We start from the raw sequence: 17,658 nt of genomic DNA on the forward strand, positions 1-17,658 counted from the left end.
CCACCACCGACCAGACCCGACGCACCACGCCGGGCCGCGCACGCGGCACGGCGCGGCGAGGTGCGCCCGTGAAAGGACCCTCCGTGTCCGCAGTGCCAGAAGCAACCGTGTCCGCAGTGCCCGAAGGAGCCATTCCGTATCGTGCGGGACGTGCGGCCCAGCCCGCCGCACTGGACCGCATCGCCGCCCGGGTCGCCGGGCAACTGGCCCTCGGCGCACCGCTGTCCGGGGTGCGGGAGCCGGTCTTCGTCGGCATCGGGGCCAGCCACGCGGCCCTCGCCCTGCCGGTGCGCGTCCTGGCGCAGGACGGCATCGCGGCACGGCGCGAACTGGCCGGGGACCTCGGGCCGGGACCCGCCTTCGCCCGAGCCGACCTGGTGCTCGGGGTCTCCCAGTCGGGCCGCAGCACGGAGACCCTCGAAGCGCTGTCGCTGGTGGAACGGGAGCGGCGGGCCGCCCTCGTCAACATCGCGCCCTCGCCGCTCTCCGGGACGGCCGCGCACTGCATCGACCTCGGCAGTGAACCCGACAGCTACGCCTCCACCGTGGGCTACACCGGCACCCTCGTCGGCCTGACCATGACCGCCCGCGCCCTCGCCGGCCGTCCGCTGCCGCAGATCTCCGCGGAGTGGGCGGGCATCGGTGAGCTGCTGGAGCGGCACGAACGGGCGGTGGGCCCCGTGGTGGACGAGGTCGCCGGACGGGCGGCCGCCGCGGTCGCCGCCGACGTCGTCGCCTCCGGTGCCGCGCTCTCGGCGTCCGAGGCCGGCGCGCTGCTGCTGCGGGAGGTCTGCCGGGTGCCCGCCACCGCCGCCGTCACCCGCAACTACCTGCACGGGGCGATGGAGTCGGCCGGACACACCCTGCACATCGTGATCGGCGACGGCCGCGAGATCGAGCTCGCCCGCACGCTCGCCGCGGCGGGCCACCCGACGCTCGCGGTGACCTCGGCGCCCCTGACCGGCGGCGGACAGCTCTACGTCGCCCGGGTGCCGGACACCGTGTCACTGCCGGTGCGGACCGTCCTGGAGACGGTGGTGCTCCAGCGGCTCGCGGCGGCCCTGGCGGACGCGCGGGGCGTGGAGATCGAGGACTTCGTCTTCCACAACGCCGACACCAAGACCGCGGAGCCCGTCGCATGAGCACGATCACGGCCGGCCACGTCGCCGGAATAGACATCGGCGGGACCAAGACGCGCATCGTCCTCGCCCGCGCGCACGACGGCACCGTGGTCGAGGACCGCACCGTGCCGTCCACCGGCTGGCAGACCCGCTCCCTCCCGGACGCGGCCGGCTGGCTCGTGGAGCGGCTGACCACCGTGCCCGAGCGGATCGCGGTCGGCGCGCACGCCTGCGAGACCCCCGAGCAGTGCGAGCGGCTGGCCGAGGAGCTCCGCGGCCGGCTCTCCACCGCGGTGAGCGTCGTCAACGACGCCGAACTCCTGGTCCCGGCGGCCGGGTTCGAGCACGGCGTCGGTGTCGTGGCCGGCACCGGCTCGATCGCCGTGGGGCGCCACCGCGACACGGGCGCGTATCTGGCGGCGGGCGGCTGGGGCTGGGTGCTCGGCGACGAGGGTTCGGGCTCGGCCCTCGTACGGGAGGCGGCCCGCGCGGTCCTCGCCCACGCCGACGAGGGCGGCGCCCCCGACCCGCTGGAGAAGGCGCTGCTCACGGCGTTCGACGCGCCCGGCCTGCCCGAGCTGGCGGCCGTGATGAGCTGGGACGGCGGCGTCGAGACCTGGGGGCGGCACGCCCCGGTGGTCTTCGCCGCCGCCGACGGGGGATCGGGACTCGCCGCCGCGGTCGTCGAGGAGGGCGGCCGTGCGCTCGCCGCCCTGGTGGGCCGGCTCGCCGCACGCGGCGCGCGGACCGACGCCGTCGTGGTGGCCGGCGGCGTGATCACCGCCCGGCCACGCCTGTTCACCGCCTTCGCGCGGACGCTGGCGGACCGGCTGCCGGGCACCGACCCCGTGCTGCTGGACGCCCCGCCCGTCCGGGGCGCCCTCGCGCTCGCACTCCGTACCGAGGAAGGACGACGCTGATGCGCCACTCCCATGTCGTGGCCGCCCGCCGGAGCGAGACGGTCGAGACCGACGGCACCGCGCCGGGCCCCGGAGAGATCGCCGTCCGCACCCTGCTCTCCGGGGTCTGTGCCTCCGAACTGCCCGCCTGGACCGGTCACGACGGCACCCGGCCGCTCCGGCTGGGCCACGAACTGTCCGGCGAGGTCACCGCGGTCGGGCCCGGGGTGCACGGCTGGAGGGCCGGCGAACAGGTCACCGGCTTCGCCTCCGGAGCCTTCGCCGACGTGGTGCACGTCCCCGCCGCGGACCTGCTGCCGCTCCCGGCCAACGTGCCGGCCGGCACGGTCCTGGGCGAACCGGTGGCCTGCGTCGTCGAGGCCCTGTCCCGCTGCGGGCTGCGGCCCGGACAGCGGGTCGCCGTGGTCGGCCTCGGCTTCATGGGCCTGATCGCCGTCCAGGCCGCGGCCGCCCACGCCCCGTCCCTGCTGGCCGGCGTGGACCCGGTCGAGAACGTCCGCAGCCTGGCGGCCCGGCTGGGTGCCGACGAGGTCATGGCGCCCGAGGACGCCGAGCCTGCCTCGTACGATGTCGTGATCGAGTTCACCGGCACGGCGGCCGGCCTGCGGCGGGCGGGCCAACTGGTGCGCCAGCACGGCACGTTGTGCGTGGCCGGATACCACCACAGCGGCCCGCGCGAGCTGGACGTCGAGCTCTGGTACCGCGGCGTCACGCTCGTCAACGGCTTCACCCCCCAACGCCACCGCCACCTCGCGGCCCTGCGCGACGGCCTCCGCCTCCTCGCGGAGCGCCGCCTCACCCTGGAGCCGCTGCTGACGCACGAGGTGTCGCTGAACGACATCGACACGGGCTTCGGCCACCTGCTGAACCGCCCGCCGGGCTTCGTGAAGTGCGTGGTACGGCCGGCCTGAGACCCGTACCGGGCGTCCGGGGTGCCGGAGCCGGGCGCGTCCGGCAGGGAGAGCGAGGAGCGCCTCAGCCGTCGCGGAACTCCGCGCAACGCAAGGGCCCCAGCGCGGGCCCGTCCGCGGGACTGATCGTCACCTCCACCTCGTCCGCCCGGACCTCCTCCTCACGGACGGACTGGAAACTGGCCAGGGTGCAGACCAGTTGCCCCGTCGCCTGGTCGCGCGCCTCGGCCCAGTACGGGCCCTCCAGCGCCACCGTGACGCGCGCCGCGTCCCCGGTCACGGTGTAGCCGCCGGGAGCCAGGACCAGGGTGGTCAGTCCCTCGCGCTGTTCGGCGGCGGACGGCCCCTGGGCCAGCAGCTTCATCACCGACCCGAGGTCCTCGATGTCCCGGTCGAGCAGCGGCACGGCCCTCAGTCCGGTGTCGGACGCGAAGTACAGCCGCATCCCGCGGGTCAGCCCCGACGCGGGCCCGCCCGCGCCGATCACCCCGGTCGGCTGGACCCCGCACCCCATGAGCGCGGCCGCCAGCACGGCGACCACCGCGCCCCGGCCGGGTCCCGCCCGCCCGCCTCTCACTGATCGGCGCCGCACTCGTCCTCCTCCTCGGTGTGCCGCAGGGGGAGCCGCAGCGTGAACACGGCTCCGCCCTGCGCCCGTTGCGCCACCGCGATGGTGCCGCCGTGCAGCCGCGCGTTCTCCAGCGCGATGGCCGTGCCGAGGCCGCTGCCCTGGCCGAACCCCTGCCCGGCGCCCCGTGGGACGGCCCGGTCCGCGTCGTCGTCGGCCGTGCTCCGCGTACGAGCGGCGTCCGCCTTGTAGAACCGGTCGAAGACCCGCTCCCGGGCCTCCGGCGGCAGCCCCGGGCCGCGGTCGGCGACCTCCAGCGTCACCCAGCCGTCCCCGGACGCGGCAAGGGTGACCGTGACGGGCGGTGCCCCGTGCCGCAGCGCGTTGCCCACCAGGTTCGCGACGATCACGTCGACGCGCCGCCGGTCGACCACCACCCTGATGCCCGGCGGCAGTTGAGTCGTCAGCCGGTCCGTCCAGCCGCGCAGTGCGAGCGAGGCCCGTACGGTGTCGGCGAGGTCCACCGGGGACGCGTTGAGCCGGGCCGCCCCCGCGTCGAAGCGGGAGATCTCCATCAGGTCCTCGACCAGCCGGGAGAGCCGTGCCGTCTCCGCGCCCACGGTACGGGCCGCGTGGGCGACGTCCGGCGGCAGCTGGTCGGCGTCCTCCTCCAGGACGGTCGCCACCATCGTCATCGCCGCGAGGGGCGTGCGCAGTTCGTGGGAGACGTCCGCCACAAATCGCCGCGCCTTGGCCTCCTGGGCCCTCAGCTCGGTGTCGGACGACTGGAGCGCGTCGGCCGATTCGTTGAACGTCCGCGCCAGATCGGCCAGTTCGTCATGTCCCCGGACCGCCACCCGGCTCCCGAGGTCGCCGGCGGCCAGCTCACGAGTGGCCCTGCCCAGCTTCCTCACCGGGCGCAGGACCGTACCCGCGGCCAGCAGCGCCAGCGCGGCGGCCAGCACCACCACCGGCAGGGTCCCCGCCCGTACGGAGTCCAGCAGGGCGGCGGTGTCGTCGCGCTCGGCCCGCAGGTCCGTGATCGAGAAGACCTCCAGGCCCGAGGCGCGCCGGTCCCCGTCGGCGTACGCCACGGGCATGCCGACGACCAGGTACGGTTCACCCCGCCACACCACCCGCTGGAACCGGGCCCCGTCCCCCGCCCGTACGGCGGCCCGCAGCCCGGCGGTGATCCGGCCCTCCGTGTCGGCGTACCGGTCGGAGACCGCGGACAGGTCCTGATGGCGGGCGACCACGACGCGCGCGCCCAGGCCCTCGGAGACCTTCGCCGCGAACCAGGACAGCGAACGCTGGTCGGGCGGCAGGTCGAACCCCGCGGCGACGACCGCGGTCCGCTCCCGGAGGTCGTTCACGGCGGTGTTCTGGGTGCGCTGGAGGACTGCGGTGCGGGCGTCCCGGTAGGCGAGGGCGGTCGCGGTCACCGCGCTGACGAGGGCGACGAGGACGAAGGTGACGACGAGCCGGACGCGCAGCCCGCCGACGAGCCGCCGGGAGCGCCTCGCGGCCCTCAGAGCCGTCCGCCCCGCCGCCGGTATCGCGCTCACAGCGGCCCGAAGCGGTAGCCGAAGCCCCGTACGGTCTGCACGTACCGGGGCCGGGACGGCACGTCCTCGATCTTGGCCCGCAGCCGGCCCACCGCCGCGTCCACCAGCCGGGAGTCGCCCAGGAAGGTGTGGTCCCACACCGACGCGAGGAGCTGCTCCCGGGTGAGGACCCGGCCGGGCGAGGCCGACAGCTCCAGCAGGGTCCGCAGTTCGGTGGGCGGGAGGGGGATGAGCGTGCCGTGCTTGGTGACGGTCAGCCCGGCCCGGTCGATGACCAGACCGGCGTGATCGGCGTCGGCCCCCCTGCGTGCGGACGGTTCCACGCGGCGCAGCGCGGCCCGGATACGGGCTTCCAGGACGGGCGCGGTCACCGGCTTGACCACGTAGTCGTCGGCCCCCGCCTCCAGCCCGGTCACGATGTCCCGGTCGTCGCCGCGGGCGGTCAGCATGATGACGGGCAGGGTCGCCGTACGGACCCGGATACGGCGGCACACCTCGAAGCCGTCCATGCCGGGCAGCATCAGGTCCAGCACCGCGATGTCGACCCGGGCGCCCTGTTCCCCGTCCAGCAGGGCGAGGGCACGCTCGCCGGTGGCGGCCGTGTCCACGCCGTACCCGTGCCGGCGCAGCACGAGCTCCATCCCGTCCCTCACGGACGCGTCGTCCTCGATGAGCAGCACATGCGGCATGGAGCCGATTATGGGTACGCGGGGACGGTTCGCGCTCCCCCCTCCGGGGGCGGGACGCGCAGGTGGGGGCATTGTTACGTTCCCATCATGTGGCCATGCGCGGGCCATCATGCGGCGCGGCCACGGTGAGGCCCATGAGCCTCCACACCATCAGCACCGCCCGGCTGCGCCTGGCCGCCCTCGCGGCCGTTCCCGTACTCGCCCTCTCCGCCGCCTGTGGCGGGAGCGACGGCGCGACGGGCACCAGGGACCACGGCGGGATCGCCGACGTACCGTCCGCGACGGACCGGCCCACCACGGCAGGGAGCCCACCGGGCAAGGGGGGCGGCACGCACACGCGGCCCGCCGGAAAGAGCGCCTTCTACGACGCACAGGTCGGGTTCGTCCGGTGCATGCGCGCCGAGGGCGGCTACAAGGACTACCCCGATCCCAAGCTCAGCGGCTACCTCGACTGGACGAAGGTCAACGAGATCGGGTCCCGGCCCGGCCGCAACGCCGGCATCAAGGCCGGGAAGGACAACGTCTGCCTGGACGAACTCCAGGCGGCCATGACCCTCGAACCGAGGCGCGACCAGCAGAAGGCCTACGAGTCGATGCTCACGCATGCCCAGTGCATGCGGGACAACGGGGTCTCCCGGTTCACCAACCCGGTGATGTCCGGCGGCAACGTGATACCCGGCGGTGACCCGAACCCGGCGTCCCCGGTCCTGGACTCCGGCTCCCCGGCGTACAAGAAGGCCCGGCAGGCGTGCGCGTCCAAGCTCCTCGACGGCCTGGACGGCATGCAGTGAGGCGCCGCACCTCGGTTCTCGCGATCGGCGCGGTGACGGCCGGCGTCGTGGCCGCCGTCGCTGTGACCGTCACCGGAGGGCTCCCGTTCACCGGTGACGGCAGCGGCGGCGACGCGAACGCCTCCGGCCGGGGCGCCGGCCTGCCGCCCGCCACCACGACCGTCGTGCGCACCGACCTCGTGCGGTCCAGGACGGTGGACGGCACCCTCGACTTCGCGCAGCGCCGCCGGGTCAGGTCGGCCGTGGAGGGCACGGTCACGGTGGCCGCCTCCGAGGGGAGGACGCTGACCAGGGGGCAGGCGCTGTACGAGCTGGACGACAAGCCCGTCACCCTGCTCTACGGGCCGGTCCCGGCGTTCCGCACGATGAAGCCGGGCGACCGGGGCAGCGATGTCCTGCAACTGGAGCGCAATCTCCGCGACTTGGGGTTCGGGGCCGGGCTGTACATCGACCCGGAGTACGACCGGGCCACCGAGTCGGCCGTCAAGCGGTGGCAGAAGTCCCTGAACCGCGAGACCACCGGACGGGTCGGCCGGGGTGACGTCGTCTTCCAGCCCGGCCGGGTCAGGGTGGTCTCCGCCGACGCGGCGGTCGCCGACCAGGTCGGCCCCGACGGGCCGGTCCTGACGATCGCGTCCACCAGACCCGTCGTCCGGGCCCACCTGGACCAGGGCGACGGAGCACTCACCGCCCCGGGCACCGGGGTCGAGGTCACCCTGCCGAGCGGGCGGACCGTCACCGGCAAGGTCACCGGCACGGTCCGCCCCGGGGCGCCCGCCGCCGGGGACGGTGCGGAGTCCGCGGAGGAGGGGATCACCGTCGAGGTCGTCCTCGACGGCGGGGCGGGCGCCGCGTCCGACGAGGACACCGACGCGCCGGCGAGCGTGCGGTTCGTCAGCGAGGCCCACAAGGGTGTCCTCGCGGTCCCCGTCGAGGCGGTGGTCGCCCTGCGCGGCGAGAACGGCGGCTACGGCCTCCAGGTCGTGCGGGGCGCGGCCTCCACGATGGTCCGGGTCGAGACGGGCATGACCGCGGACGGGCGGATCGAGGTCAGCGGCCCGGACCTGCGGGAGGGCCTGAAGGTCGGGGTGGCGACGTCATGAACCCGTCGGCGACACTCCCGGCCCCGGTACGAGACCCTGCCCCGGCTCCGGTCGTCGAGCTCCGGGACGCCGGCAAGTCGTACCCCGGCGGCGTCCATGCCCTGCGCGGGGTGAACCTCACGGTCCGGGAGGGCGAACTCCTCGCGGTCGTCGGCCCGTCCGGCTCCGGCAAGTCCACGATGCTCCACGTCATGGGGACCCTGGACAGGCCCACCACGGGTACGGTCCGGGTCGCCGGGTACGACGTGTCCACGCTCTCCGACGCCCGTCTCTCCGCCCTGCGTGCCCGCCACATCGGCTTCGTGTTCCAGCACTTCCACCTGGCGGCGGGACGCGACGCGGTGGACAACGTGGCCGACGGACTGCTGTACGCGGGCGTTCCCGGCCGGGAACGGCGTGCCCGTGCGCGGGAAGCACTCGCCCGGGTACGCCTGGACCACCGGACCTCGCACACCCCCGACCGGCTGTCCGGGGGCGAGAAGCAGCGGGTGGCCATCGCCCGCGCCCTGGTGGGGAAGCCCCGGCTGCTGCTGGCGGACGAGCCGACCGGGGCGCTGGACACCGCGTCCGGCGAGATCGTCATGGAGCTGCTGCACGAGCTGAACGCGTCCGGCACCACCGTCTGCGTGATCACCCACGACCACACGATCGCGGCCTCGCTGCCGCGCCGGGTCCGCTTCAGGGACGGCCGGGTCGTGTCGGACGAACGCCGCGCCCCCGGCCGTACGGAGGACACGCCATGAGGCACGAGCTCACACCCGCCCGGCTCTCACCCCGGGACATCCTGCGCGTCGGTGCGGTCGGCCTGCGCGCCCGGCGGGCCCGGGTGGTGCTCTCGGCGCTCGGTATCGCCATCGGTATCGCGACGATGGTCGCGGTCGTCGGCCTGTCCGAGTCGAGCCGCGCGGACCTGATGGCCCGCCTCGACCGCCTCGGCACCAGCCTCCTCACCGCGGAGGCGGGCGAGGACGCCCTCGGGGGCACGGTCGAGCTGCCGAAGGACGCGGTGGCGATGGTCGAGCGGATCGGTCCGGTGCGGCAGGCCACGGCCACCGCCGACGTCGACGCCCGTATCCGCCGCAGCGACGTCGTCCCCGAGGAACGGACCGCCGGGGTCACCACCCAGGCGGCCCGCACCGACCTGCTCGCCACGCTCGGCGGCGAGGTCGCCCAGGGCACCTGGCTGACCCGGGCCGGCGAACACCTGCCCACGACCGTCCTCGGCGCGGTGGCGGCGGACCGCCTCGGCATCACCCGTCCCGGGGAGACGATCATGATGAACGACACCCGCGTGGCCGTCGTCGGCATCCTCGAACCCATCGAGCTCGCCCCCACCCTGGACCGGGTCGCCCTGGTCGGGTTCCCGGCCGCAGAACGCTACTTGGGCTTCGACGGTCGCCCCACCACGATCTTCGAGCGCTCCACGGACGCCTCGGTCGAGGACGTCAGGGCGGTCCTGGCCCGCACGGTGAGCCCAGGTAACGAAGCCGGCGTCCGGGTCTCCCGCCCCTCGGACGCGCTGGCCGCACGGGCAGCCGCCGACAAGGGCCTGACGACCCTGATGCTCGGGCTGGGCGCGGTGGCCCTCCTGGTCGGCGGGGTGGGCGTCGCCAACACGATGGTCATCTCCGTGCTGGAGCGCCGCCAGGAGATCGGCCTGCGCCGCTCACTGGGTGCGACGCGCCAGGCGATCCGGCTCCAGTTCCTGACCGAGTCACTGCTCCTGTCGGCGCTGGGTGGCGCGACGGGCGCGCTGCTGGGCGCGGCGGCCACGTACGGCTTCGCACGGACGCAGGGCTGGACCCCTGTGGTCCCGCCCTGGTCCCTGGCGGGCGCCCTGGCCGCGACCCTGCTGATCGGCGCGGTCGCCGGCCTCTACCCGGCGGTCCGGGCGTCCCGGCTGCACCCGACGGTGGCCCTGAACGCGACGTGATCGGCCACCGCCCGCGCACGGGGCGGCGGGCACTCGGCGGACAGCCGCCGCGCGATCGGCCACCCGAACGTGCGGGCGCCGGGCGGATGGGTACTCCGCCCCCTGATCGGGGGTGGCCTCCCTGCCTGTAGGTAACAGCTAGCAGGTGCGCTTCGCACGCGAGTCGAGCGCCCCACGGGCATCCGCGCAGGTCACCCGGCCCCGCCGCCACCGACCCGCCCCACCCCGGCAACTCCGCCCCTGGCGGCCGTCGTTAACCAACTATTGACACGCTCTTGTCAGGAGCGGAACACTCCGAACCGGGAGAGCGCTCTCCCACCCTCATGCACCCCCACCCACGCAGCAGGAGGTCTCCATGCCACGGAGGTCGAGAACACTCACCGGACTGCTCTTGTTCACCTCGCTGACCCTGACCACGGCCGGGATCGCCGGGATCGCCGCGACAGCGAACGCGTCCACCGAAACGCCGACCGCTGCCGCGGCGGGCACCCACGCCGAGCACGCCGCGTACTCCATGCCGGGGATGCCCGGCATGGAGGCGTCCACCAAGGCCTCGGGCGACGACCCGGACGGGGACGGCTACATCATGGCCGACCCGCCGGTCACCGGGGTCACACCCTCGATGGAGGTCCCGCCGTCGGCGTACTTCCACGAGTTCCAGGCCAAGTGCGCCCCGACGCACACCGCTCCGGACGACCCGATCGTCTACCCGGGGCAGCCCGGGAAGTCCCACGACCACACGTTCATGGGCAACACCACGACGAACGCCAACACCACCACGGCCTCGCTGGAGGCGGGCGACACCACCTGCCTGGCCCCCGGCGACAAGTCCGGGTACTGGATGCCGAGCCTGTTCAACGGGGACACGAAGATCCTCCCCGAGGGCGTCCAGACCATCTACTACAAGTCGGGAGTCACCGACTACCGGAGCGTCCGCCCCTTCCCGAGGGGACTGCGCTACGTCGTCGGCAGCCCGATGCAGACCAAGGACGAGTTCAAGAACCTCAAGGGCACCGTCGAGGGCTGGGAGTGCGGCGAGTCGTTCAAGAACTACGACTTCCCGGCCACCTGCCCGACCAGCCGGGACACCTACCTCAACCTGCGCCTCCAGGCGCCGAGTTGCTGGGACGGCATCCACCTGGACACGCCCGACCACAAGAGCCACATGGCCTACCCGGTGGCGGGGGGCGCCAACTACAACTCCTGCCCGGCCGACCACCCCGTCGCGCTGCCGATGATCGAGTTCAAGATGGCCTGGCCGGTCAACGGTGACATGTCGCGGGTGAAACTGGCGAGCGGCGCCGGCTTCTCCTTCCACTACGACTTCATGAACGGGTGGGACGCCGCCACGCTCGACGCGATGGTCACCCACTGCGTCAAGGGCGGGCTCCAGTGCGACCCGCACGGCTATGACGAGAACCACCCCGCGGCGGGCGCGGTCCTCAACGGGGACTACGAACTCCCGTAGTCCGCGAGGCCCCACACCCGTACAGCCCCGCACATCCGCACACCTGTAGAGCCGCACATCCGCACATCCGCACCCCGGGTCACGGGCCTTTTTTCGGCCCATCTTGGAGAGCGCTCTCCAAGATCACCCGGGGGCACCCCTCCCCCACCTGGCTCCCCACCCCCCTCCTCCCCACCTGCCTCCCCCCACCCGCAAGGAGAGTGACATGCACCAACCCCCCACCCGAACGGCCAAACGTCTCGTGGCCCCCTTCGCGGCGGCGGCCCTGCTGGCCGGCGCCCTGGTGGCCCTCCAGGCGCCCGCCGCCCAGGCGGCCGGCAGCGTCGTCAAGGTCACCGGTTCGCAGGGTGCCTGGCAGCTGACCGTGGACGGTGCGCCGTATACGGTCAAGGGTCTGACCTGGGGCCCCTCGGTCGCCGACGCCGGGAAGTACCTGCCGGACGTGGCGTCCATGGGCGTCAACACCATCCGCACCTGGGGCACCGACGCCAGCAGCAAGCCTCTCTTCGACACCGCGGCGGCCAACGGCGTCAAGGTGATCGCCGGCTTCTGGCTCCAGCCCGGCGGCGGCCCCGGGAGCGGTGGCTGCGTGAACTACCTGACGGACACCCAGTACAAGAACGACATGCTCGCCGAGTTCCCCAAGTGGGTCGACACCTACAAGGACAACCCCGGCGTGCTGATGTGGAACGTCGGCAACGAGTCCACGCTCGGCCTGCAGAACTGTTACGGCGGTGACGAGCTGGAGGCCCAGCGCAACGCGTACACCACCTTCGTCAACGACGTCGCGAAGAAGATCCACGACGTCGATCCCAACCACCCGGTCACCTCGACCGACGCCTGGACGGGCGCCTGGCCGTACTACAAGAAGAACGCCCCGGATCTCGACCTGTACGCCGTCAACGCCTACGACGCGGTGTGCGGCATCAAGTCCGACTGGGAGCAGGGCGGTTACGACAAGCCCTACATCGTCACCGAGACGGGTCCGGCCGGTGAGTGGGAGGTCGACGACGACGCGAACGGCGTCCCGACCGAGCCGACCGATGTCGCCAAGGCCGAGGGCTACACCAAGGCGTGGGGCTGCGTCACCGGTCACACCGGGGTCGCGCTCGGCGCCACGATGTTCCACTACGGCGTCGAGGACGACTTCGGCGGCGTCTGGTTCAACCTGCTGCCGGGCGGCGAGAAGCGGCTCTCGTACTACGCCGTGAAGAAGGCGTACGGCGCCGGCACCTCCGGCGACAACACCCCGCCGGTGATCACGGACATGGCGGTGGACGACGCCACCTCCGGCGTCCCCACCGGCGGTGACGTGCGGATCAGCACCAGGACGTCCGACCCGGACGGCGACGCGATCAGCTACCAGGTGCTGTTCAGCAGCAACTACATCGACCAGAACAAGGCGCTCGTCCCCGCAGAGACCAAGGACAACGGCGACGGCACCCTGACCGCGAAGGCGCCGTCCAGGACCGGTGTCTACAAGGTCTACGTGAAGGCCACGGACGGCAAGGGCAACGAGGGCATCGAGACCAAGTCCCTCAAGGTGATCCCGCCGAAGGTGGACGGGACGAACGTGTCCCTGGGCAGGACCGCCACGGCGTCCTCGTTCCAGACCGACCCGACCGGCGGCTGCCCTTGCGGCGCGGCCAACGCGGTGGACGGGAAGTTCGACACCCGCTGGGCCGGCGACTGGAGCGACCCGCAGTGGCTCCAGGTCGACCTCGGCACCTCGACGAGCTTCAAGCACGTGCAGCTCGCCTGGGACCCGGCGTACGGCAAGGCCTACGACATCCAGACGTCCGAGGACGGACAGAGCTGGACGACGGTGAAGTCGGTGACCGACGGCAACGGCGACATCGACGACATCGACGTCAACGGCACGGGCCGCTACGTGCGGATCAACGGCACGGCACGCGGCTCCGGCTACGGCTACTCGCTCTACGAGTTCGGCGTCTACAGCTGACAGGAGACCGGCCCTCATGATGATCAACCGTCTGGGGCGGGCACAGCCCTACGCGCTCAGCCTGTTCCGCATCGTCATCGGGTTGCTCTTCACCTGCCACGGGATCGCCTCGCTGTTCGGCGTCCTCGGCGGTGCACCGGTCCCGGCGGGCACCTGGCCGGGCTGGTACGCAGCTGTCATCCAGTTGGCCGGGGGCACCCTGGTGCTCCTCGGCCTCGGTACGAGAACGGCCGCCCTGGTGGGCTCCGGCTCCATGGCGTTCGCGTACTTCGACGTGCACCAGCAGCGGGGCCTGCTCCCGATCGAGAACGGCGGCGAGGCCGCGGTCTTCTTCTGCTGGACGCTGCTGCTGATCGTCTTCTCGGGGCCGGGCGCGCTGGCCGCGGACCGGCTGTTCACCTCCCGCGGGGCCACCCGGGAGGACACGGAGGTCCGGCGGAGGCAGCGCCTGCGGGTACCCGCCTGAGGGGACGGGTACCCCGCGCACCGGCCTCCCGGGACTGCCCCCGGGAGGCCGGTGCCGCGTGCGTCACACGCCGGCGCCCTCCCCGGCCCCCGCGTACTCCTCGCCCTCCGGCCGCGCCTGCTTCGGCAGCAGGAGGGTGATGGCCAGGAAGGCCACCAGCAGACAGGCCTGGGCGATCAGCGCATGGCGGTAGCCGGCGGTGAACTCACCCGCTCCGGCCCGGTCGAAGAACACCGAGCCGAAGACGGCCACCCCGATCGAGCCGCCGATGGACTGCACCGCCGTGAGCACCCCGGAGGCGGAGCCGATCTCGCTGTCGTCCACGGCCGCGAGGATGAAGCTGAACAGGGCGGCGATCACCATGCCCGCCCCGATACCGGAGACGGCCACGCCCGGCGCGATGTCCCACACCGAGAACGAGCCGGTGGCGCCGAGCTCGTACCAGAGCAGTCCGGCGCCCGCGAGCTGCACGAGCGGGCCGATCTGCAGGACCGCCCGGCCGATCCGCTCGGCGAGGAAGGCGCCGCTGACCGCGCCGCCGATCGCGGTCCCCACGGCGAGCGGCAGGTTGCCGAGACCGGCCTCACCTGCGGTGAAGTGCTGCCCGATCTGGAGGTAGAGGGTCAGCACGAGCTGGCTGCCGACCAGTCCGCCGAAGAACAGCGCGATCCCGCCGAGCCCCACGGTGAACGCGGGCTTGCGCAGCAGCGCGGGTGTCACCAGCGGCTGACGCCCCCGGGCGGCCGTGCGGCGCTGCTGAAACGCGAAGGCGGCGAAGCCGAGGGCGGACGCGGCCATGCACAGCCAGGTCCACAGCGGCCAGCCGGCGTCCTGGCCCTGGTTCAGCGGCAGGACCAGCAGCGCGCAGGACAGCGCCACCAGGGCCGCTCCCACGCCGTCGACGACCACCGTGCGGTCGCCCGGCTTCTTCGGTACGGCCTTCGCGGCGACGATCAGGGCCACGATGCCGATGGGCAGGTTGACCAGGAACACCAGCCGCCAGCCCAGGCCCAGGAAGTCGCCCTGGATCAGTCCGCCGCCCAGGACCGGGCCGACGATGCCGCCGAGGCCCAGGACGGGGCCGAAGATGCCGAAGACCTTGGTGAGTTCGGCGCCGGAGAAGTTCTCCCGCAGCAGCCCGAGGCCCTGCGGCAGGAGCATCGCGCCCGCGGTGCCCTGGAGCAGCCGGAAGACGATCAGCGACTCGATGGTGGGTGCGCACGCGCAGAGCAGCGACGTGAGCGTGAAGGCGGCCAGGCCCAGCAGGAACATCGGGCGCCGCCCGTACCGGTCGCCGAGCCTGCCGCCGAGGATCAGGCCCGCGCCCAGGGTGAGCGCGTACCCGCCGATCACCCACTGGAGGCCGACGGGTCCCGCCCCGAGCGACTTCTCCAGCTCCGGTCCCGCCACGTTGACGATGGACGCGTCCAGCAGGTCCATGATCTCCGCGACGAGCATCACCGCCAGGATCAGCCAGCGCCACCGGTAGGGGGTTTCCCCGGCCGGACGCGGGCCCTGGTCGGCGCCCGGTGCGGCGATCGGCTCCGTCGCGCTCATTTTACCTCAGATCATTGATTACCAATATTCTTAGCAATATCGAGAGTATCCTGAGCGGCATGGATGTCAAACCGCCCGCCACCGACCCCGCCGCACCGGCGCCCGCAGGCTCCGCGACGTCCGGTGGTGCCATCCGCGAGCAGCTACGGAACCTGACGCTCCGGCAGCAGCGGTTCGAACGCTTTCTGGGACGGCGGTTGCGGGTGGACGCGGCGGGTCTCGCCGTGATGGACCACCTCGTCAACGTCGGGCCGACGACGCCCACCGATCTCGCGCGCAGGCTGGACGCCTCGACGGCGGCGACGACCCTGGTGATCGACCGGCTCGTCGCGGGCGGCCACGCCATCCGCGAGCCGCACCCCACCGACCGCCGCAAGGTGATCGTCACCCCGGCCGAGCACTGGGGCGCGACGGCGTACGAGCACGTGGCACCCGTCATCGAGGGCGTCACCGAGGCCGCGGCGGAGCTCTCGCGGGACGAACAGGCCGTGGTGGCGGCCTTCCTGGAACGGATCGTGGGCGTGTACGACGACGCGACCGACCGCTGAGCCGGGCCGACCCGGGCCGGTCCGGGGTTCCGTACCGACGGCTCAGTCCTTCGCGAAGGCCTGCCGGAAGCCCGTGTTCACCGCGGTCAGCCCGCCGTCCACGCACAGCGTCGTCCCGGTGACCCAGGCCGCGTCGCGGGAGGCGAGGAAGGCGACGGCGGCCGCGATGTCCTCCGGCTCGCCGACCCGGCCGAGCGGGTAGAGGCCGCTGATCCGGGAGAGTTCGGCCTCGCGGCCGGCCCAGGCGTCGGTGCGGATCGTGCCGGGGGTGACCAGGTTGACCCGCACCCCGCGCGGTCCGGCGTGGCCCGCGAGCGTACGGGTGAGGCTGCCCAGGCCCGCCTTGGCGGCGCTGTAGGCGTGGTTGCCGAAGTCCTGCACACCGTTGACCGATCCGATGCTGACGATCGCGCCCCGGCCGGACGCCGCGAGATGCGGCAGCGCGGCACGCGCGCACCGGTAGGCGCCGCTGAGGGTGACGTCGAGGTCGCGCTCCCAGACCTCGTCCGGCTCGTCCTCGAAGAGCGCGGTGTCCGGGGTGCACGCGTAGGCGTTGTTCACCAGTACGTCGAGCGCCCCGAACACCGCGACGGCGTGGGCCACCGCCGCCTCGACCGCCGCCCGGTCGGTCACGTCGCAGCCCAGCGCCTCGGCCACGCCACCGGCCGCCACGATCTGCGCCGCCACCCGCGCGGCCCGGTCCGGGTCCAGGTCGGTGACCAGGACCCGGGCGCCCTCGTCCGCCAGCCGGCGGGCGGTGGCGGCGCCGATGCCCTGGCCCGCACCGGTGATGAGGACGCCGTATCCGTCGAATCGCGCGAGCGCAGCAGTAGTCATAGCGCCGACCGTACTGCGCGGACCAGTGCCTGGGCACGGGGGTCGGCGGTGACTCCCTTCTGCAGACCGTTCGTCACATAGCCGAAGGCGATGCCCGTTTCAGGGTCGGCGAAGCCGAGCGAACCGCCGCGCCCCGGGTGCCCGAAGGAGCCCGGGGAGAGCAGCGGGGAGGCCGGGCCGTGCAGCATGTAGCCCAGCCCGAAACGGGTGTTGACGACCAGCACCCGGTCGGGGCCCGCGGACTCCTCTGTGCGGGCCAGCGTCAGCGTGGCGGGGGCGAACAGCCGGTGGCCGTCGACCGCTCCGATCATCGCGGCGTAGCAGCGGGCCAGGCCCCGCGCGGTGGCGGTGCCGTTGGACGCGGGGAGTTCGGCGGCCCGGTAGCCGGGGTCGTTCTCGTCGGGGAACGGGTCGATCGCGCCGAACGCCCGGCGGGTCAGCGAGTCCGGGTCGCGGTAGGCGTCGACCACCGAGCGCTTGGGGCGCATCCGCAGCGCGCCCGTGCCGTCGCCCGCGGGTGCCTCGACCGGGCCGAGCCGGCCCACCCGGTGCGCCTCGTCCGCCGGGATGCCGAACCAGAAGTCCAGGCCGAGCGGGCGGGCGATCTCCTCGGCGACCCAGCGGCCGACGGTGCGTCCGGTGACGCGGCGCACCAGTTCACCGACGAGCCAGCTGTAGGTCTGCGCGTGGTAGCCGTGCTCGGTACCGGGCTCCCACTGGGGGCGCTGGGCGGCGACGGCCCGCGGCCCGCTCACCCCGTCGGCCGCCTCCTGGGGGGTCAGTGTCCGGTCCAGGGCCGGGACCCCGGCCCGGTGGGCGAGGAGGTGGCGTACGAGTACGCGCTCCTTGCCGTTGGCCTTGAACTCCGGCCAGTAGGTGCCGACCGGCGCGTGCAGATCGATCTGGCCGCGCTGGTGCAGCAGCAGCGGGACGGCGGCGGCGATGCCCTTGCCGGCCGAGCGGACGACCTGCACGGTGTCGACGGCCCACGGTTCGACGCCGTCGACGTCCCTGGTCCCGGCCCACAGGTCGACGACCTTGCGCCCGTGCCGGTAGACGGTGACCGCTGCCCCGCGGTCGCCGCGCTGCTCGAAGTTACGGATGAAGGCATCCCGGACCGGTTCGAATCCGGGTGCCGCCGTGCCCCGTACGTCCACGCCTGTTCCCGCGCTCCCGCTCATCCCCCCATGGTGCATTGCGCCGCAGGTCGGACGTGGG

17 protein-coding genes are annotated in these 17,658 nt (G+C 73.4%); 11 read left to right on the forward strand and 6 right to left on the reverse strand.

Annotated features, from left to right (window positions below; all coding sequences use genetic code 11):
* Window positions 1-107: 107 nt before the first annotated feature.
* The 3 genes from ACIO3R_RS14660 to ACIO3R_RS14670 are packed head-to-tail and all read left to right on the forward strand — an operon-like array spanning window position 108 to window position 2,952.
* Window positions 108-1,142: an SIS domain-containing protein gene (locus ACIO3R_RS14660; RefSeq protein WP_402105830.1), complete on the forward strand. Its 1,035-nt coding sequence runs from the start codon at window positions 108-110 to the stop codon at window positions 1,140-1,142.
* Entirely contained in the window at window positions 1,139-2,041 is a 903-nt protein-coding gene (locus ACIO3R_RS14665) for an N-acetylglucosamine kinase (RefSeq protein ID WP_402105832.1), read from the forward strand. Before ACIO3R_RS14660 ends, ACIO3R_RS14665 begins: the two co-directional genes overlap by 4 nt.
* Window positions 2,041-2,952 (forward strand): alcohol dehydrogenase catalytic domain-containing protein, encoded by a 912-nt coding sequence (locus tag ACIO3R_RS14670; RefSeq protein ID WP_385024867.1) that lies wholly within the window; start codon window positions 2,041-2,043, stop codon window positions 2,950-2,952. The genes ACIO3R_RS14665 and ACIO3R_RS14670 overlap by 1 nt, the downstream gene beginning before the upstream one ends.
* 64 nt (window positions 2,953-3,016) lie before the next feature.
* On the opposite strand, the gene ACIO3R_RS14675 is transcribed toward ACIO3R_RS14670, so the two are convergent.
* Genes ACIO3R_RS14675 through ACIO3R_RS14685 form a run of 3 tightly spaced genes read right to left on the reverse strand, consistent with a single transcriptional unit; the run spans window position 3,017 to window position 5,774 of the window.
* Window positions 3,017-3,466, reverse strand: a complete 450-nt coding sequence (locus ACIO3R_RS14675) for a hypothetical protein (RefSeq protein WP_402106045.1) — start codon at window positions 3,464-3,466, stop codon at window positions 3,017-3,019.
* A gap of 59 nt (window positions 3,467-3,525) precedes the next feature.
* Window positions 3,526-5,085 carry an ATP-binding protein gene (locus tag ACIO3R_RS14680; RefSeq protein ID WP_402105833.1) on the reverse strand — a complete coding sequence of 520 codons (1,560 nt, stop codon included), beginning with the start codon at window positions 5,083-5,085 and terminating at the stop codon, window positions 3,526-3,528.
* Window positions 5,082-5,774, reverse strand: coding sequence for a response regulator (locus tag ACIO3R_RS14685; protein WP_402105835.1), 693 nt, complete (start codon window positions 5,772-5,774; stop codon window positions 5,082-5,084). The genes ACIO3R_RS14680 and ACIO3R_RS14685 overlap by 4 nt, the downstream gene beginning before the upstream one ends.
* 134 nt (window positions 5,775-5,908) lie before the next feature.
* Between ACIO3R_RS14685 and ACIO3R_RS14690 the strand changes: the two genes are divergently transcribed.
* From ACIO3R_RS14690 to ACIO3R_RS14720, 7 genes are all read left to right on the forward strand, one after another.
* Window positions 5,909-6,565, forward strand: coding sequence for a hypothetical protein (locus ACIO3R_RS14690; RefSeq protein WP_402105836.1), 657 nt, complete (start codon window positions 5,909-5,911; stop codon window positions 6,563-6,565).
* The gene (locus tag ACIO3R_RS14695) at window positions 6,562-7,668 is read left to right on the forward strand and encodes a peptidoglycan-binding protein (RefSeq protein WP_402105838.1); all 1,107 of its coding nucleotides are present in this window, start codon (window positions 6,562-6,564) and stop codon (window positions 7,666-7,668) included. Before ACIO3R_RS14690 ends, ACIO3R_RS14695 begins: the two co-directional genes overlap by 4 nt.
* A complete protein-coding gene (locus ACIO3R_RS14700; protein ID WP_402105839.1) occupies window positions 7,665-8,411 on the forward strand; it encodes an ABC transporter ATP-binding protein in 747 nt (248 codons plus the stop codon). Before ACIO3R_RS14695 ends, ACIO3R_RS14700 begins: the two co-directional genes overlap by 4 nt.
* On the forward strand, window positions 8,408-9,601 hold the full coding sequence (locus tag ACIO3R_RS14705) for an ABC transporter permease (RefSeq protein WP_402105840.1): 1,194 nt from the start codon (window positions 8,408-8,410) through the stop codon (window positions 9,599-9,601). Before ACIO3R_RS14700 ends, ACIO3R_RS14705 begins: the two co-directional genes overlap by 4 nt.
* A gap of 355 nt (window positions 9,602-9,956) precedes the next feature.
* Window positions 9,957-11,069, forward strand: coding sequence for a DUF1996 domain-containing protein (locus tag ACIO3R_RS14710; protein WP_385024888.1), 1,113 nt, complete (start codon window positions 9,957-9,959; stop codon window positions 11,067-11,069).
* A 205-nt stretch (window positions 11,070-11,274) separates the two neighbouring features.
* Entirely contained in the window at window positions 11,275-13,032 is a 1,758-nt protein-coding gene (locus ACIO3R_RS14715) for a discoidin domain-containing protein (protein ID WP_402105841.1), read from the forward strand.
* A 19-nt stretch (window positions 13,033-13,051) separates the two neighbouring features.
* Complete coding sequence (locus ACIO3R_RS14720; RefSeq protein ID WP_385025129.1) at window positions 13,052-13,498, forward strand: DoxX family protein; 447 nt, start codon at window positions 13,052-13,054, stop codon at window positions 13,496-13,498.
* A 63-nt stretch (window positions 13,499-13,561) separates the two neighbouring features.
* Here the strand turns inward: ACIO3R_RS14720 and ACIO3R_RS14725 are convergent, their stop codons facing one another.
* Complete coding sequence (locus tag ACIO3R_RS14725) at window positions 13,562-15,055, reverse strand: MFS transporter (protein ID WP_385024894.1); 1,494 nt, start codon at window positions 15,053-15,055, stop codon at window positions 13,562-13,564.
* Between the two features lie 59 nt (window positions 15,056-15,114).
* On the opposite strand from ACIO3R_RS14725, the gene ACIO3R_RS14730 reads away from it, so the two are divergent.
* Complete coding sequence (locus ACIO3R_RS14730) at window positions 15,115-15,603, forward strand: MarR family winged helix-turn-helix transcriptional regulator (RefSeq protein WP_402105843.1); 489 nt, start codon at window positions 15,115-15,117, stop codon at window positions 15,601-15,603.
* Window positions 15,604-15,645: 42 nt separating this feature from the next.
* On the opposite strand, the gene ACIO3R_RS14735 is transcribed toward ACIO3R_RS14730, so the two are convergent.
* Entirely contained in the window at window positions 15,646-16,440 is a 795-nt protein-coding gene (locus ACIO3R_RS14735; RefSeq protein ID WP_385024900.1) for an SDR family NAD(P)-dependent oxidoreductase, read from the reverse strand.
* Window positions 16,437-17,597 (reverse strand): serine hydrolase domain-containing protein, encoded by a 1,161-nt coding sequence (locus tag ACIO3R_RS14740; RefSeq protein WP_385025132.1) that lies wholly within the window; start codon window positions 17,595-17,597, stop codon window positions 16,437-16,439. Before ACIO3R_RS14740 ends, ACIO3R_RS14735 begins: the two co-directional genes overlap by 4 nt.
* Window positions 17,598-17,658: the final 61 nt, after the last annotated feature.

Origin of the sequence: Streptomyces sp. NPDC087428, from assembly GCF_044744085.1 — a bacterium.
GTDB lineage: Bacteria > Actinomycetota > Actinomycetes > Streptomycetales > Streptomycetaceae > Streptomyces.

Bases quoted from the DNA above. Each gene is read 5' to 3' on its own strand.
- ACIO3R_RS14665 (WP_402105832.1), top strand. From the start codon at position 1,139: ATGAGCACGATCACGGCCGGCCACGTCGCCGGAATAGACATCGGCGGG.
- ACIO3R_RS14670 (WP_385024867.1), top strand. From the start codon at position 2,041: ATGCGCCACTCCCATGTCGTGGCCGCCCGCCGGAGCGAGACGGTCGAG.
- ACIO3R_RS14675 (WP_402106045.1), bottom strand. From the start codon at position 3,466: ATGGGGTGCGGGGTCCAGCCGACCGGGGTGATCGGCGCGGGCGGGCCC.
- ACIO3R_RS14685 (WP_402105835.1), bottom strand. From the start codon at position 5,774: ATGCCGCATGTGCTGCTCATCGAGGACGACGCGTCCGTGAGGGACGGG.
- ACIO3R_RS14690 (WP_402105836.1), top strand. From the start codon at position 5,909: ATGAGCCTCCACACCATCAGCACCGCCCGGCTGCGCCTGGCCGCCCTC.
- ACIO3R_RS14700 (WP_402105839.1), top strand. From the start codon at position 7,665: ATGAACCCGTCGGCGACACTCCCGGCCCCGGTACGAGACCCTGCCCCG.
- ACIO3R_RS14705 (WP_402105840.1), top strand. From the start codon at position 8,408: ATGAGGCACGAGCTCACACCCGCCCGGCTCTCACCCCGGGACATCCTG.
- ACIO3R_RS14710 (WP_385024888.1), top strand. From the start codon at position 9,957: ATGCCACGGAGGTCGAGAACACTCACCGGACTGCTCTTGTTCACCTCG.
- ACIO3R_RS14715 (WP_402105841.1), top strand. From the start codon at position 11,275: ATGCACCAACCCCCCACCCGAACGGCCAAACGTCTCGTGGCCCCCTTC.
- ACIO3R_RS14720 (WP_385025129.1), top strand. From the start codon at position 13,052: ATGATCAACCGTCTGGGGCGGGCACAGCCCTACGCGCTCAGCCTGTTC.
- ACIO3R_RS14725 (WP_385024894.1), bottom strand. From the start codon at position 15,055: ATGAGCGCGACGGAGCCGATCGCCGCACCGGGCGCCGACCAGGGCCCG.
- ACIO3R_RS14730 (WP_402105843.1), top strand. From the start codon at position 15,115: ATGGATGTCAAACCGCCCGCCACCGACCCCGCCGCACCGGCGCCCGCA.
- ACIO3R_RS14735 (WP_385024900.1), bottom strand. From the start codon at position 16,440: ATGACTACTGCTGCGCTCGCGCGATTCGACGGATACGGCGTCCTCATC.